The 16,527-nt window shown below is 34.8% G+C and carries 16 protein-coding genes; all 16 read left to right on the top strand.

The window, feature by feature from the left end:
• Nucleotide 1: 1 nt before the first annotated feature.
• Entirely contained in the window at nt 2-238 is a 237-nt protein-coding gene (locus tag QKW49_RS01515; protein ID WP_282865833.1) for an acyl carrier protein, read from the top strand.
• Nucleotides 225-1,400, top strand: a complete 1,176-nt coding sequence (locus QKW49_RS01520) for a pyridoxal phosphate-dependent aminotransferase family protein (protein ID WP_282865835.1) — start codon at nt 225-227, stop codon at nt 1,398-1,400. Before QKW49_RS01515 ends, QKW49_RS01520 begins: the two co-directional genes overlap by 14 nt.
• Nucleotides 1,397-2,380 (top strand): diacylglycerol kinase family protein, encoded by a 984-nt coding sequence (locus tag QKW49_RS01525; RefSeq protein ID WP_282865836.1) that lies wholly within the window; start codon nt 1,397-1,399, stop codon nt 2,378-2,380. The genes QKW49_RS01520 and QKW49_RS01525 overlap by 4 nt, the downstream gene beginning before the upstream one ends.
• Nucleotides 2,373-3,380, top strand: a complete 1,008-nt coding sequence (locus QKW49_RS01530) for a thiamine-phosphate kinase (RefSeq protein WP_282865837.1) — start codon at nt 2,373-2,375, stop codon at nt 3,378-3,380. Before QKW49_RS01525 ends, QKW49_RS01530 begins: the two co-directional genes overlap by 8 nt.
• 27 nt (nt 3,381-3,407) lie before the next feature.
• Nucleotides 3,408-4,688: a beta-ketoacyl-[acyl-carrier-protein] synthase family protein gene (locus QKW49_RS01535; RefSeq protein ID WP_282865838.1), complete on the top strand. Its 1,281-nt coding sequence runs from the start codon at nt 3,408-3,410 to the stop codon at nt 4,686-4,688.
• Nucleotides 4,681-5,712, top strand: coding sequence for an NAD-dependent epimerase/dehydratase family protein (locus QKW49_RS01540; RefSeq protein WP_282865839.1), 1,032 nt, complete (start codon nt 4,681-4,683; stop codon nt 5,710-5,712). Before QKW49_RS01535 ends, QKW49_RS01540 begins: the two co-directional genes overlap by 8 nt.
• A gap of 13 nt (nt 5,713-5,725) precedes the next feature.
• The gene (locus tag QKW49_RS01545) at nt 5,726-7,018 is read left to right on the top strand and encodes a radical SAM protein (protein ID WP_282865840.1); all 1,293 of its coding nucleotides are present in this window, start codon (nt 5,726-5,728) and stop codon (nt 7,016-7,018) included.
• Between the two features lie 85 nt (nt 7,019-7,103).
• Entirely contained in the window at nt 7,104-8,192 is a 1,089-nt protein-coding gene (locus tag QKW49_RS01550) for a hypothetical protein (RefSeq protein WP_282865841.1), read from the top strand.
• 47 nt (nt 8,193-8,239) lie between these two features.
• Nucleotides 8,240-8,947, top strand: coding sequence for an HAD family hydrolase (locus QKW49_RS01555; protein ID WP_282865842.1), 708 nt, complete (start codon nt 8,240-8,242; stop codon nt 8,945-8,947).
• Nucleotides 8,948-9,591: 644 nt separating this feature from the next.
• A complete protein-coding gene (locus QKW49_RS01560) occupies nt 9,592-10,023 on the top strand; it encodes a GNAT family N-acetyltransferase (RefSeq protein WP_282865843.1) in 432 nt (143 codons plus the stop codon).
• Nucleotides 10,024-10,046: 23 nt separating this feature from the next.
• Entirely contained in the window at nt 10,047-12,467 is a 2,421-nt protein-coding gene (locus tag QKW49_RS01565; RefSeq protein ID WP_282865845.1) for a DEAD/DEAH box helicase, read from the top strand.
• A 470-nt stretch (nt 12,468-12,937) separates the two neighbouring features.
• Nucleotides 12,938-13,096, top strand: a complete 159-nt coding sequence (locus QKW49_RS01570) for a hypothetical protein (RefSeq protein WP_282865846.1) — start codon at nt 12,938-12,940, stop codon at nt 13,094-13,096.
• A gap of 38 nt (nt 13,097-13,134) precedes the next feature.
• A complete protein-coding gene (locus tag QKW49_RS01575) occupies nt 13,135-13,314 on the top strand; it encodes a hypothetical protein (RefSeq protein WP_282865847.1) in 180 nt (59 codons plus the stop codon).
• A 106-nt stretch (nt 13,315-13,420) separates the two neighbouring features.
• On the top strand, nt 13,421-14,815 hold the full coding sequence (locus tag QKW49_RS01580) for a FibroRumin system radical SAM peptide maturase (RefSeq protein WP_282865848.1): 1,395 nt from the start codon (nt 13,421-13,423) through the stop codon (nt 14,813-14,815).
• A 956-nt stretch (nt 14,816-15,771) separates the two neighbouring features.
• The gene (locus QKW49_RS01585; protein WP_282865849.1) at nt 15,772-16,017 is read left to right on the top strand and encodes a nucleotidyltransferase domain-containing protein; all 246 of its coding nucleotides are present in this window, start codon (nt 15,772-15,774) and stop codon (nt 16,015-16,017) included.
• A 281-nt stretch (nt 16,018-16,298) separates the two neighbouring features.
• Nucleotides 16,299-16,478: a hypothetical protein gene (locus QKW49_RS01590; protein WP_282865850.1), complete on the top strand. Its 180-nt coding sequence runs from the start codon at nt 16,299-16,301 to the stop codon at nt 16,476-16,478.
• The last annotated feature ends 49 nt before the right edge of the window (nt 16,479-16,527 follow it).

The following is a 16,527-nucleotide window of genomic DNA, read 5'->3' on the forward strand; positions in this document are numbered from 1 at the left end:
AATGAATTTGGAAGAAAGGATTATTTCAACCATAAAGAGTAATTTGCAAAAAGATACGGATATTACTATTAATAGCAGATTGGTAGAAGATTTAATGGTGGATTCTTTCGATAAGCTGATGATCATTTCCGCGCTGGAAGATGAATTTTCAATTACGATAGATGAAAGCGATTTTGCTGATATTATTTCTATCAATGATATTGTGCAAAAATTAAAGGAGAACAATGATGGCGTTTAAGGATTTTCACCAAAGGTTTAGAGTAGATGAAAGCCTGAGCGAAACAATAGGTATCAATCCCTATTATATACCCATCTCACCCGGTTTGGATGACAAAATTATGATCAATGGAAGACAAGTCATTAATCTGGCTTCAAATAATTATCTGGGTTTGGCATCGGATGTAAGAGTGAAAAAAGCTGCTGCAGCAGCAGTGTATGAATATGGCGTATCTCTTTGTGCTACACCTATATCAACAGGATATATTGATCTTTTTCAAAGGCTGGAACACAAGTTATCAAATTTTTTAGGACTTGAAGAGACGATGATTCTTCCCTCATGCTATCAAGCAAATAATGGGTTGTTTCCTTCCATAGCTAAAAAAGAGGATCTTATTGTGGTAGACCGTTTTGCCCATTCATCGTTAATACAAGGTATAAAAGCTGCCGGGTGTAAAATCAGACCGTTTCTGCATAACGATATCGATCATCTTCAGAGCATCTTAAAGCGGTCAGCCCAATATGATCAGATCTTTGTGGTGACGGAATCGGTATTTTCTACTGATGGCAGCATTGCACCATTTAAAGAGATGTTGGCATTGTGTGATATTTACAATGCACTTCCTGTCATAGATGATTCACATGGGATAGGTGTACTAGGGGAATCCGGAAAAGGGATATTGGAAGAACAGAACATTACCTCATATAAAGGGATTTATACTGCCTCTCTTGGGAAAGCATTCGCCAATGCAGGGGGAATCATCAGTGGAGATGGGAAGATTATTAACTATCTGAAATATTACTGTCCGCATTTGGTTTATTCAACGGCGCTTCCCCCTCCGGTTTTAGCCGGAATTGAAGCGGTTTTAGATATTGTATATAAAGAATTTTCATTGTTAAAGCAAAAAATGAGATACTATCAGCAAGTAATTTTTGATAGTCTTCGTAAGGCAGGATTCGAAACTGTTCGAAGTGAGGCACCTATTAATACTATTAAGGCAGGTTGCAAAGAAAGCACAGCTGCAATCTTTAAAAGACTTTTTGAAAATGGTATTCTTACAACTCCGTTTATCGAACCATCGGTACCTATTGGGGAAGGCCGTGTAAGATTAATTGCCGGCGCGAATCTTTCAAAAGATACGGTAGAGGAAGCGGGAGCTATTATAAAAAGGTGTGCTCTATGAGATATTACCTCATTATGAATCCCGGTTCCAAGGGAGGGAAAAGCAAGAGATTATTTAAAGAGATCTTTCATTTTCTTGATAGTAATAATATTACTTATGACTATAAAATTACTGGTTCATTGGAAGAAGCATATAGATTTTCGGTAGCAGCGAATAAAACAGGATATGATGTGATCGTTGCCGTTGGGGGAGATGGAACCATCAATAGAGTTATAAATGGGTTTTATGATGTTTCCTCCGGCAGTAAAATTTCAAATGCACGGCTGGGTGTGATCTATACCGGGACAAGTCCGGATTTTTGTAAGAGTTATTGTATTCCGATAAAAGTCCAGCCGGCAGTTAGGATTCTGCTTGAAGGGAAAAGTAAAAAAATTCAAATAGGAAAAATCATTCATGCACGGACCAATTATCCGAAATATGATAACCTCCCTATAAGCAGGGTTACTGAAGATGTGGTGACCAGCTATTTTGCCTGCTGTACCAATATCGGAATAGGTGCTTTTATCGCGAGAAACGCCAACAACGGAATACGAAAATATCTCGGTGATATTGCCGGTACATTTATTTCTATGATCAAAAGTCTTATGCTATACCGGCCTTGTGCTTTTGCTACCATAATAAACGGCGATAAAAGAATCTATCATGATGTGTTCAATATATCCATCGGAAAAACAACCTATATCGCCTCGGGTATCAAGGTAAAAAATGACTTGCAGCCAGAAGACGAGAAGTTTTATTGTTTGATGGTAAGAAATTTACGATGGATGAACTGGTTGAAGATTTTCAAACAGATATACAGCGGCAACAGGATTGTAAATAACAATCATATCTCTCTTGACTATGTAGAGAAGATTGAAATTTTAGGACAAAGTGAGAATCCTGAAATAGAATTTGACGGTGATCCCAGAGGATTTCTTCCTTGTACCATCGAATGCGTACAATATCCGATAGAGTTGATATGTGAGGTGAAAAATGAGTAAAGAAAAGGAATTCATCCGTAGCATACAAGAGCAAATGCCAAAAACTACAAAGCAATTTAACAAAGTTTTTGAATCCGACGCTGAAATCGTAAACTTTAACGGGAAAAAAATGGTTTATAATATCGATGAATTTTCAGAAGAAGATATGTTGAGGGAACATGATCCTTATGTATTGGGATGGAATATGGCTGTCGGCAGTATCAGTGATATCTATGCGGCAGGAGGGGTTCCGGTATATTATGCCCATAGTCTTGTGATCAATAAAACTTGGACCAAATCATTTATTGAACAACTGGCCAAAGGCATTGCGGATGTACTCAGAGAAACCGGTACGGCTTTTATTGGAGGCGATTTTGGTACTTCCGATAGATGGAGATACACCGGATCGGTGATTGGAGAAATGGAAGGAAATCCGATGCTTAGGAGCAGTGCAAAAATAGGAGATGCTATTTTTATTACCGGGAATATCGGAATAGGGAATGTAGAAGCTGCTTTAAAACTGTACTCAAACCATCCTGTTATCAAAAATATTACAAACAGATTCAAGAACCGGTTCAAGCTTCGAAGCAAAGAGGTGCAATTGATTAAAAAGTACAGTCATTGCTGCATAGACACCAGTGACGGTTCTTATAATGCACTTAGCACGATTACAGAATTAAGTAATGCAGGTTTTGAGGTAAACAGTCTCCCTTATGATCAACAAGGATTATTGCTTTCTAAATTCTTGCATGTTCCGAAAGAACTGCTTTTTTTAGGAGAATGTGGGGAATACGAGCTGCTTTTTACTATCAATCGGGAAAAGCAGGAAGAATTCATACAAGAGGCTGAAAAGCATCATCTTAGTTTTTATAAAATTGGAGAGATAAAAGATTCAAATGTAAAATTGTTATATGATAAGAGGAAAAAAATAGATCTATGCACATATAAATGCAGCGCCAGGGATTTTGAAAATCCAAAAGAGTATTTAAAAGAAGTTATAAAATTTGTAGACATGTTGTAAGATACCAAATAAATGAAGGAGAAGGATATGCGAAAACGAGTTGTGATTACAGGAATGGGCCCTGCAACGGCAGTTGGCATAGGAAAGGAAACGTTCTTCAACAGCATTATAGGGATGAAAACAAACTTATCTGAAATTCCTCCTTGCTATGAGAAAAACTACCGTTTTAAATCACGGTATTTTGTGCCGAAACCTATATTCTCTCTAGCTGATTATGGCGTTCATGCATCGTTGGAAAATGTAATGGAAGATACCGCAAAGCTTTCTGTTTTATGCACCAAGCTGGCTTTAGAAGATGCCGGATTTAGAGTGGAAAGCAAAGAAAAAAGTTTTCATACCGATATTCCTGAAAACTGTTCTATTACCATAGGAATAGGGATGAGCAGTCTTCAAACGGCATTGGAATCCTATACGGCACATACTGCGCCAATCGATGAAGAAGATACAGATAAAAGAGCAGCATCTCCCAGATATCATAGAATGGTGATCCCAATGCTCATGCCCAATGCTGCTTCGGCGTGGGTATCCATCTTATTTGGCATCCAAGGATTTAACTATACTATTAACGCATCCTGTGCATCGGGAAGTTTTGCTATCGGTGAAGCATATAGAAATATTTTAGGAGGTCGGTGCGACATTGCTATCGCCGGTGGTGTTGAAGCATTGACTGACAAAAGCGGTGCAATTATGAGAGGCTTTGATATGCTTACAACGTTGACAAAGTCACCGGATGGCGGACCGCTTCCGTTTTCTCATAAAAGAAGCGGGTTTTTGTTTAACGAGGGTGCAGGCTGCATGTTGATTCTTGAAGAGCTCCAAAGTGCCAAAAAACGTGGGGCACGTATATATGCTGAGATCATCGGTTATGAATGTTCCAGTGATGCATATAATATTGTACAAATGGATCCATCCGGTGAAAATATTTTAAAACTTTACAATAAGATATCTAACGGTTATAAAATAGATTATATCAATGCCCATGGTACCGGGACTGTTTTAAATGACGATATCGAGGCCAAGATCATACAAACGATTTTCGGAGATAAGGAATCGCAGCCCTACATCAATTCTACAAAAGGAATTATCGGTCACAGCATAGGCGCAAGCGGAGCCATTGAGGCAGCAGTAACAGCTATGTCTATTAAGCATTCGGTCATACATGGAAACCTCACTGAATATCCGTTGGATAACTTGAATCTACCTCTCTCTTCATTTAATAAGGATATTAACTATGCCCTTTCTGCATCCTATGGTTTTGGCGGTCATAACGCATTACTTCTTTTTAAGAAGGTGGATGAACATGAATAATGTGATGATTACCGGCGCGACAGGATTTATAGGAAGCCATATCGCACATTATTTCTGCAAACAGGGCATTCATATCGGATGCCTTGTCAGGGAAGGCAGCAGTCTTACAAATATAGAGAGTCTTCCGGTGGATTTAAGATATGGAGATATCCGAAACATAGATGACTTGCTAAAGGCTTTTGCCGGGTATGATTTTATCATCCATAATGCCGCAAAGGCATCCGATTGGGGCACTTACCAGGATTTTTACGATATGAATGCGACAGGAACATTAAACGTATTAAAAGCATGTAAAAAAACAGGCATCAAGAACATTATTTTAACCGGTTCCAATTCGGTTTACGGTGAAGAAAACAATGATTGCATAAAAGATGAAAACTCACCGTATCACTCTCATTACAAATATTTTGCTGATAACATTTTTCCATGCCGCTTAAATTACTACAGGGATACCAAGGCACTGGCTAAAAAGGCAGCGCTTCAATTTGCACAAGAAAACGGCTTGAACATCACCATGATGGAACCGGTATGGGTATATGGAGAACGGGAATTCAATACCGGATTTTACGAGTATCTTAGCACTGCCGCTTCAGGTATTCCAATGCTGCCCGGTTCTAAAAAAAATAAATTTCATGTAGTCTATGCCGATGATGTCGCCTATGCTTATTACTTAGCATATAGAAAGAAATTGGAAAGTACTCACTGCATTATTATCGGCAATCAAAAAGCCGAAAACATGGATAAAATATATACACTATTCTGTAAAGAGGCAGGGATCAAGAAACCATTGAATATTTCTAAAAGCTTCATCTATCCGGCCGCCTTCATCATGGAGTTATTGTATACATTGTTTGGTTCCCGCAAGCCACCTCTTCTAACCCGTGGAAGGGTAAACATGTTTTATGATAATATTGAATTTTCAACTAAAAAAGCAGAACAAGTGTTAGGGTTTAAGAACCGATATAGTCTTGAAGAAGGAATCAAAAAGACAGTGAAATGGTATAAAGAAAATGGATTTCTTTAGGGGGATGATCACCATGATTGAAATAACAAACATTACGGGGAATAATAAGATACTCTTTAATCTGAAACTAAAAATTAGTGTTTTGTTCCATTTTATTCCTTATATTTTAAAACGCAAGTTGTCGCTAAAAAATTTTATTCTTTTTCTAAGAAGGCTTTTAATTTTTTTATCAAGGATGCAGCACAATAAGTTTGTAAGAATCGGAGATAAAACCCGACTGGATCTATATGTACCCGGTTTTCCATCAAAAGCCTTTTATACGGCATGTAAAAAATTCATGCATTTTGATGGGGCCATGCCCTGTGCTACGGTGCTGATATCGGTCACATCGGCCTGTACAAACCGATGCAGTCACTGTTATCAAAAGTTGGACAAAGGGAAAGATGTGAATATAGATACTTTGGTGAATGCTGCACAGGTTCTTCAGGAGAGGGGCGTGGCTTTCTATAATATAGAAGGTGGTGAACCTTTTCTCGCATATGACCGGTTAAAAAATTTGTGTTCCTCTATTGATGAAAGATCGGAAATTTGGATAAACTCAACAGGAGTAGGAATGACAATAGAAAAATTAAAAGAACTGAGAAAACTGAATGTAACCGCAGTAATGTTCTCTTTACACAGTCCTCAACCGGAAGATCTCAATCGCTTTATGGGGAATGATTCTGCCTGGGATACGCTTCAGAAAGCCGTAGAGATGTGTCATGATGCGGATATCGCTGTGGCATTCAATACTTGTCTGATGAGAGAAGACTTTTATAATGGGACTTTTGAAGAAATTATGGACACTGCCAAAGATTTTCATGCATGCATGATTCAGTTGATAAAACCCAAACCATCAGGGGCATGGCTTGAGAAGGAAGATATATTGTTTGATGAAAAGGATATCGCCTTGGTGAAAGAAAAGGTAAATAAATATAATACGCAGCAGGAATTTGCACGTTATCCTTCCATTTCCGCTCAGATTATAGAAGAGGACGCAGCGGTTTTCGGGTGTACGGCAGGAGGAATCGATCGTTTTTACATCAATGCAAAAGGAGATGTGCAGCCCTGTGAGTTTCTCAATATTTCCTTTGGCAATATCGCTGATCAGCCTTTTGAGATGATTTATGAAAAAATGCGAAATGTTTTTTCATGGGGAGGGAATTGTTATCTTTGTGAAAAGTATTCTAAAGAGATACATCATCAATATAAAGAAAACCATTTAAAAACACTGCCGCTTCCGCCGGAGATATCTGAAAAAATCTACGGTACATGGGACAGAGGGGATAAAACCGATCTATACAAAAGTCTTGAACAATTAAAATAATTCTTACATTTAATGTTAATCTTACTAAAATAATACCGATATATATCATATAAGGATTAACAGAAAATGCAAGGAGGCAATATGTATGAAAATTCAAACTTCACACATGAGCATGGAGAGCACCCATGACATGAAAAAATGGGCCAAAAAAGAAGAGTCTCTAAACTTTTGGATAGGAGAACAAAGATCGGATTCTAAAGAGCGGGATGATTTATCAGATATGAATCTTTTAGCATCTCAAGATATCTTTGAAATATCCGAACAAGGGCAAAAGGCGAACCAGTCGCTGTCCTCTTCTATTAAAAAGACCGACTCGGAAGAATGCATTGAATTTTCTATCAGGGATGAAGATAAACAAAAAATTATGTTGCTTGAAAAGCTGCTTGAAAAGCTAACCGGTAAGAAATTTAAATTCGTTTTAATGGACAACATAAAGTTGAAGCGGCCCAAAAATGATATTGAAGCCACAGCTTCACCAAATGCGGAAAATCTTATGAGTAACAGACAAGGGTGGGGACTTGAGTATCATTATCATGAGACTTATTATGAAAAGGAAACGCTGTCATTTAATACAAGAGGATTGATCCAAACGACTGACGGCAGAAAAATCAGTATTGATGTCCAACTGAATATGAGCAGGGAATTTATATCACAAAATGATATACGGCTGCTTGCCGGTGATGCCGCCATAGATCCGTTGGTTATCAATTATGATATCGGTTTAACCGAATTAACAGATCAAAAATACGCCTTTGATATTGATATGGATGGATCTGACGATCAGATATCTTTTGTGGGGCAGGGAAGCGGTTTTCTAGCTTTGGATTTAAACAATGATGGAATCATCAATGACGGCAGCGAGCTTTTTGGTCCCAAAACCGGTGACGGGTTTAAAGAGCTGCAAGCATATGATCAAGATGGAAACGGATGGATTGATGAGAGTGATATCATCTATGAAAAACTGCGTATATGGACAAAAGATGAAAACGGAAACAACAAACTATTTGCATTGGGAGAAAAAGGAATAGGTGCGATATATCTGGGAAATATAGACACTGCTTACCAATATAAGGACGCTGAAAACAAAACACTCGGAACGATGAGAACTTCAAGTATCTTTTTAAAGGAAGATGGTGGTGCCGGTACGGTGCATCAAATAGATATGGCGATATAGTATAAAAATAATAAGTAATAAAAAATCTATGAGGGTATTAATTAAATATGAAAAATATTAGTTGGATATTATTTGATTGTATGGAAACGTTGGTTGATTTGACGGAGCTGCCTGGTTTAAAGGGTTATGCTCTTTGGGCATATGAAGGTTCAGGGGTAGAGGGCTTGTGGGATGGATTTGAAGATTTCTATGAAAGTTATAAATATGCAATTGAAGTGATTGCAAATAAGCTGCCTCAAGGTAAAGAGTATGAAGTTTATGAGAGATTGCAGATGGTAGCTGGATTAAAGATCTGTAATAAAGATGAACAAGCAGTTCAAAAAATTGCTGATTGCTTATATAAAAACTTTTGGGATACATATAAAAGCAAATGCTATGTTAGGAACGATGTAAAAGAAATAATTACGGAACTTACAAAAAAGTACAATTTGGGAGTTGTATCTAATTTTATGGTTAGCGGCGGTATTGAAGAATTATTGAAAACCAACGGAATTTACAAATATTTTGATTTTATCATTACATCAATTAATGAAGGATGGAAAAAACCGCATTATAATATTTATAAGGCTGCAATAGACAAAGCGGATGTGCCGCTTTCTAAAATATTGTTTGTAGGTGATGATTTCAAAAATGATTACATAACTCCGAAAGAACTGGGATTGAGAACAGTGCTTTTAGATAGAGCAGAAAAATATCTTCATGTTAAGCACAGGGTAACAAATTTTTATATGTTACGGGATTTAATCTCATATTAAAAGCAAAAAACACAAGTCTTTCTTTTTATCAATACAGATTTTTTATAAGAGCATTTGTTAGAATTTTTTCAGAAGTTTACTAAAAAATGCAAAAAAAGAATTCCATCGATTATAATTATCGCTGGAATTCTTTTCATATCTGGTGCGAGAAACAGGACTTGAACCTGCACGAAGTTGCCCCCACTAGCACCTGAAGCTAAAAGAACACGATTTTCAGGGCATAGCCTCTTATTGTGTTGTGTTATCAAAAACGCTGAAAATCGAGTTGTATCAAGAGTTACACGCATCGATGACTCGTTAACTCACCAACATGGTTAATGACCCAAAATGCGTGTTTTTTGATGCATTTGTTAGAAGATTTTGAGCTGCAAAATGCGGATATTACTATTTCCAATATTAGTTTTAAAAAATTTCGAAGCTTTAGTTTAATTAGGCAAAATTTGTAATAATCATGTTAGACAAAAAAATATATTTTGGCTATAATAAGAGCATAGTCACAAAAGGTGGTGTTGTTATGGCTGTCCTTTCAACACTATTTCCATCTCCGTGCTCTATGGTGTACCATATACTTCAATGTAAGAATAGTGAATACTGAAAAAGCTCAGATATTTTGATAATGATTGTGCTTAAGCGAAGTGAAAGGAATGAAAATTAATATGTGGACACAAAAAAGAAATTCAATTAATACAAAAGAATTTATTTATTTATTTTCATTAGTTGGTTGGGGAGAATTGCCATATGAGCAAGCGGAGAAAGCACTTGAGAATTCCTTGTGTACTTTTGCTGTTTATTCTGCTGAGAAGGTTATTGCTGTTGCACGGCTTTGCGGAGATAGAGCGATGTCTTTTTATATAAAAGATTTAATTGTTCATCCGGACTTTCAGCGTAAGGGCATTGGTACATTAATTATTCAGGATATAAAGAAATATATTATTGAGCAAATTCCAGAAGGATGGTATGTTAGTCTTGAGTTGATAAGTGCAAAAGGAAAAGAGAGATTTTACGAAAAACAAGGATTTGACTTGAGGCCAACCACAGAGGATGGTGCGGGAATGTATTTGATAATGAAAATATAGCTTTTGCACAGGAGGATTTTTATATGAATGTTTATAAGTTATTTCCACATCAAAAAGAAGCAATTTCCTGTTTGAATAAATTTTTTTCTGTATCAAAAAATGAAAGCAGTTTATCAGGATTGCTTGTGATACCTACTGGTGGAGGAAAAACATTTACAGCAGTAACATGGATAAATCAAATAATTGAAAAAAGGCCTAAAAAAGTAATTTGGTTTGCACAATCTTTTGAACTCTTAAATCAGGCTTATTACACTATTAGGAATAATAATGGAAACATCAAAATCAAAATTATTTCAAGTAATAATGAGCATATGAATGTTTCTGATATTAACGAAAATGATGATGTAATCATTATTACAACTCAAACTGCTATGAAATCACTTGGAAAAGATGATAGTAAATTAAGTGACTATATTAAGTATAATGGAAGAAATGGGTTAATAGTCATATTGGATGAAGCTCATCACGCTCCTGCACGAGGATGCAGAAATATGTTAAATAAAGTCAAAGAATTAGCTGAAAATGTTTGGATGCTAGGTTTGACAGCTACACCCACTTATACTAACAGAATGCAAAGAGGATGGTTGTGGAAAATATTCGATGGTGGAATTGTTTATCAAGTTGAGAAAGAACTATTACAAAAACAGAAAATATTAGCAAAAGAAAATATAATGAGAAAGAAAACTCCCATTAGGATTGAACTTACAGATGAAGAGTTCAATAAGATAATCAGATTTCATTCTGATATTCCTGAAAATATTATTGAAGAATTAGCTGCAAATAAAGAAAGAAATGACTATATAGTTAATGATTATCTTAAAAATCGCAAAACTTATAAAAAGACGATTTTCTTTCTAGATAGATGGTATCAATGTATATATTTTAAGAATAAATTGATTGAATATGGGATTAAAGCAGATACAATATATTATCAAAAAAGAAATGAGCATAGTGAAAAATCAAATACCGAAATAATAAATGAATTTAGAAATGGCGAATTAGATGTGTTATTGAATATAAAAATGTTTACGGAAGGTGCAGACATTCCAGATGTAAATACAGTTTTTATAACCCGTGATACTACAAGTCATATTTTGTTGCAGCAAATGATAGGACGAGCATTACGGGGGAAACGGGCAGGAGGAAAGAAAGAAAATGCCAATATTGTCCTATTTGGAGATAGTTGGGATAAAACAATTGCATGGGCAAGACCTGACTTAGCCGGAGGAATTGAAGAAGGAAGAGTACACCAAGTATCCTATCCTATGGAAAAAGTATCTATTTCCTTAGTGCGAAGTCTTATTTCTAATATGACTTTTAAAAGCGTCAAGATACCCAATTTCAAAGAAAAAATACCAATCGGATGGTATGAGACAGAATATGTTTCTATTAAAAATGCCGAAGGTGAAAGAATAGAAATAGTCAAAGATACGGTTTTGGTATATGAAATAGATCGACAAATTTGGGAAGAGTTGATTTCAAATGCATTGGTATCTTTAGATGATATATGGGAGAATGAAGATATTCAAGACAAAGCATTATATGTGGAAACACAGAAATTATTCGATAAGTATTTTAACATTCTACATACTTCAATGAATAAAGGTCTTTTTCAAGATATTTGTAACATTTGCAGACATATTGCACAAAATAGCTCTTCTCCGCGGTTTTATCACTTTTATGACAGGGATAAATGTGATATTGAAAGTATTGCATCGAATTTTATTAATATGACACCTAATGCACAATATAATTATTTACTTAAAGAATATAATGAAATTGGTGGTGTCTGGCCATATTTATATGAACATTTCTTTCACTTTAAAACGGCAGTGGATATGTATGTAAACAAATTGCTGTTCTCAAGGGAAGGTGTTATTGAGAATACAAGCGAAAGTAGTGAAAGTCTACAATTAGCTATGGATTCAGCACAGGAAAAGGAATTAATAAAAGCTGTAAAGTTTCGAGATAATCATACATGTTTATGCTGTGGTTTGTCAAATCAAGGAGTACGGTTAGTGGCAGCGGAGATATTGAATTATAATTTCTCACAGGGTAAGACAATGCATAATTTACAAACCTTATGTACTCGGTGTAATTTCATGAATAAAGAAAATAGATATAACTTTAAAGTGACCCGAACTAGCTTAGTTTCGCCTAAATTATTTACAGGGATAACATTTGATAAACAAAATATTCGAAATATCGTAAAAATAAAAGCTGCTCTAAAAGCATCAATCAACATGTTTTATGAATGCGGTGCAGTACATGATGTGAATATAAGTAGACGAAGTAATTCTAAGTATTATTTTAATTGGGAGTTTACAATATTTAGTGGGAATCATCCAGAATGGTTACAAAGACAACTTGATAGTGTACTCAATTATATTGTGAATGACTTAGAACAAACACATGTGAAAAATGTTACTATTAAAACATTGTAATAGTTATAACGAGGTCAAAAGACCCTATAGGTGGCAGATAGCGATCAGGTTTTTTGACGGTGGGGATATCCCTGCCTCGTTAAAACGGTGTGTTCTAATTGTTTATTCAATGACATTCGTTGTTATAATGGACTAATCCAATTTGGCTAAATTCGGTGATTATAGGCAGTATATTAGCGATATTGTGAATTGTTTAATAAATACTCTTATATTTAAAGCATAGGCTACGAACTATAGAATTATGTCGTGTTTTATATTATATTTTAAGTCACAGTGGCGAAAAATACCATAAAAATTTCAAATAAAAAGGTGCTATATATTGCCATTTATCTTTATATATATCGATTTTTCTCTATTTTTCTTGAGTTTCTATGTGTTTGCTTTTAAAAATTATATTTGCTATAATACATATGAATTCTAGCAATAATACATAAAAATTTAAAAACATATTAGAGAAAGCGGTGAGAAGAATGAGCCAAGCATTTTATGTACCGGAAAGTTCTAATTATGAAATGATGTTGGGAGAATTAAGTAAGTTGGGATGTAGTGCTACACCTAAATGTATTAGTTCTTGCCGAGGTTGTCCTTGCAAAAACAGAGATGATGAGTTTATCGTAGATTGGAACTAAGCGGTGAACAGTTTTGTATGGCGAAAGGAGGGATAGCAATGAGTTTTATTATTCCTATGGATGAAACAAAAAAGGAAATTTTTGGAGAGGTTAACGTTGAAGCTATAGAAATCACAGGTGGATGCAAATGCAGATGTGTAGCTTGTAATCGTTGCTCTTGCATGGTGCCAGATCCTGATAATTCAGAATTTAAATCAGAAGAGGTTTGGGCGGCATAAAATTTATAAATTTGTCAAAAGGATGCTACAATTTCTGACTACGTGGAAAGACCGATGTTCCATTAAGAAAGAAATAGTAATATCCTTTTTTTAAAGGAGCAAAGAAATGAAATTATCAAAATACACATCAATATTTGAAAAAGATAACGTATATGCTTATTATCATTCATTACGAATGAAGCCAGTTTATGTAAATGAGCAATATCATAAATATATTCAAGAAATAGTTTTGGCTGATAATTCTGAGCAAGCAATTGATAATCTGCCAGAGGCTTATAAACAACAAATGACTTTGCTTTTAAAAGCACTTCAAAATAATAAAATTATTATTGAAGATGAAAACTACGATATAAAAGTTCTCAATATGTTGAGAGAGAAACTTCCTAAACCGTCTATACAAGTGGCTTATTTTATTATGTCAGAGTTATGTAATTTAGCTTGTTCATATTGCTTTATAGAAAATAGTATGGACGAGAACGCTATAAGACAGAAAATTATGACGAAAGAAACTGTAAAGCAAGGATTAGATTTTTTTACTAAACAAATATTATTAGATATGGACTCATTTGAGGATGAGAAAGCGATTATTATTTATGGTGGTGAACCATTAACTAATTTTGAAGTGGTCCAATATTTGTTGGATATGATTGATGAATATAAAGCCGATAAACGATTACCGGAAAGAACCACGGTTTCGATGATTACTAATGGAACACTTTTATCTAAAGAAATTGCCCAAATATTAAAAGAGCGGAATGTGTCGGTAAGTATATCATTAGATGGAGCAACTGCTGTAGAAAATAGTTGCAGAAAATATAGAAATGGTGATGAAGCTTACCGTGATATAATTAAAGGAGTTGAAAATGCCACTGAGGCCGAAATAGATTGTAGTTTATCTGTTACCTTAACAGAAGAAACAATTAAGGATTTGTCTCAAATAGAGACAATGGTTGATGAGTATAATATTAAAAGTTTAGGGTTTAATATTATTATGACAGATGAAACTTTTTCTGTCTCTGAAGAATACAACGAAGAAGCTTCAGAATTTATTCTTAATGCATTTGAGGTGTTTAGAAAAAAAGGTATTTATGAAGATAGGATTATGCGTAAGGCAAAAGCATTTGTTGATGCTAAAATTTATTTATATGATTGTGCTGCTGTTGGTGGTAACCAAATAATTATTGCTCCTAATGGACAAGTTGGAATATGTCATGGTTACTTGTATAACAGAGATTATTTCCCTACAACGATTGATAATTTAGAGTTTGATCCAGTGAAAGATGATGTATACTTAGAATGGAGCCGGAGAACACCTGTTAATATGGACGAATGTGTAGATTGTTCTGCTCTTGGCATATGTGGGGGCGGCTGTCCTTTAAGTGCAAAGAAAAATGGAAAGAATCAGTCTATTTGGGATTTAGACGAACGTTTTTGTGTACATGCAAAGAAAACATTGGAATGGTTGATATGGGATTTATATGCTAAGTCAGTGAAGCAATAAAATGAAAAACAAGCCTTTAGGAAACATAGGGTAAGAAAAAGGTTTTTCCCCCCGAAGGGGGATGTTTTTTCTTGAAAAATGATTCTTATATGAGTATAGTGATATTAAAGGTGAAGGCAGGTAGTTAATCTTGAGCGATTACTACCTTAATTTGAAGAGATTTGCCGTTTACGAAAGTGGACGGCTTTTTACATGATCAGAAATTTAAAGTTACATCCTAGGCATCGATTTCTGTCTCTTTATTGTATTATAAAAGATGCTAAAAAGCCAGTTATATTGTATTTTACAGATATTATTAGTTTATCCTAGATACCAGTTTTTCAAAATTAAAAAACTTAATCTTGTTAGGCAACATTCGGATGTAATTTATTTTTTATGAATGAACGGCTATGTCATAATAATACTTAACGCTCATCTCAAAAAATATTTTGATAAAGAGACATTACTCCAACAGTCGAAAACAATAGATTTCCAGAGATGCTTTGATGAAAAGTTCAAAACAGGGCGTTTAGATGGTAAGAGTGGTTTATCTGGACAGGCATTAAGAAAGCATAAAATACTACTTCAAAGTTTTTTCAATCATGCGATTGATATGAATCTCGTCAGTACGAATCCGTTAGAGAATATTTCATTACCCAAGAAAAATAAGTTCAGGAGCAAGTCGGTAAAGCAGCTTCTTTATAAGTGCATTTGTTAGAAGTCTGTTACAAGTCGCATAAAAAAAAATTCCAACGATTATTGATAATCGAAAATGTGTGTGTGTTTATGCGTTTGTTAGAAGATTTGTTAGAAGATTTTCAGCCGCAAAATGCCGATATTACTGCCTTTATTTCCAATATCAGTTTTAAAAAAATTCGAAGCTTTAGTTCGGTTAGGCAAAATTTGTAATAATCATGTTAGACAAAAAAATATATTTTGGCTATAATAAGAATATAGTCAGAAAAAGTGGTGTTGTTATGGCTGTCCTTTCAACAAAGACCCAGGAAGAAGTTAAAGAGATCACAAGTGAATTTGTAAGAAAAGTAAAACCTGTGTTTGGAGATAAGTTTAAAAAAGTAATCCTGTTTGGCTCCTATGCACGAGGAGACTATGATGCAGAATCCGATATAGATATTTTAGTAATGGTTGATGAGGATGATACAGCGATAAGAAAATATAAGCACGATATTATAGAAATCGATTCAGAAATCAACATGAAATAGGATGCACTTGTATCGCCAATTTTTGTACCTCAAAGTAAGTTTATGAAGTATCAAGATGATATGCCATTTTACACAAAGGTGAAAAATGAGGGGATCGTTTTGTATGAACAGTTCTAACATGAACCTTTTTTTATGGTTAATCATATTATAATATTATTGGAAAAATTGTGCCTTGTTTTTGATTGCTGAATATATTGTTATTGCATATAATAATACTAAATGAATATCTTTGCAGTAGCTAGTGCTGTGCTATAATAAAGGTAATTAAGAGAGGTGATTTAATGGCAACAGTATCATTTGACAAGAAAATAGTTATTAATAACAATGAGTCAATGGATGTTTTGTTAAAGAGTCTTAACAAAGAAATTGATAAATCGGATCACAAGAAAATTGATGTTGTTTCAGAATTGGAAAGGAGTTCTTCGCTATTAAGGCGATCGTTCTCTCGCTCAAAAACCTGATAGAAACAGTTGAAGAAGAAGTATTTAACTCGGCTGTTTCTAATTTTTT

Origin of the sequence: Petroclostridium sp. X23 (assembly GCF_030013905.1) — a bacterium.
In the GTDB taxonomy this organism is placed as follows: Bacteria; Bacillota; Clostridia; order SK-Y3; family SK-Y3; genus X23.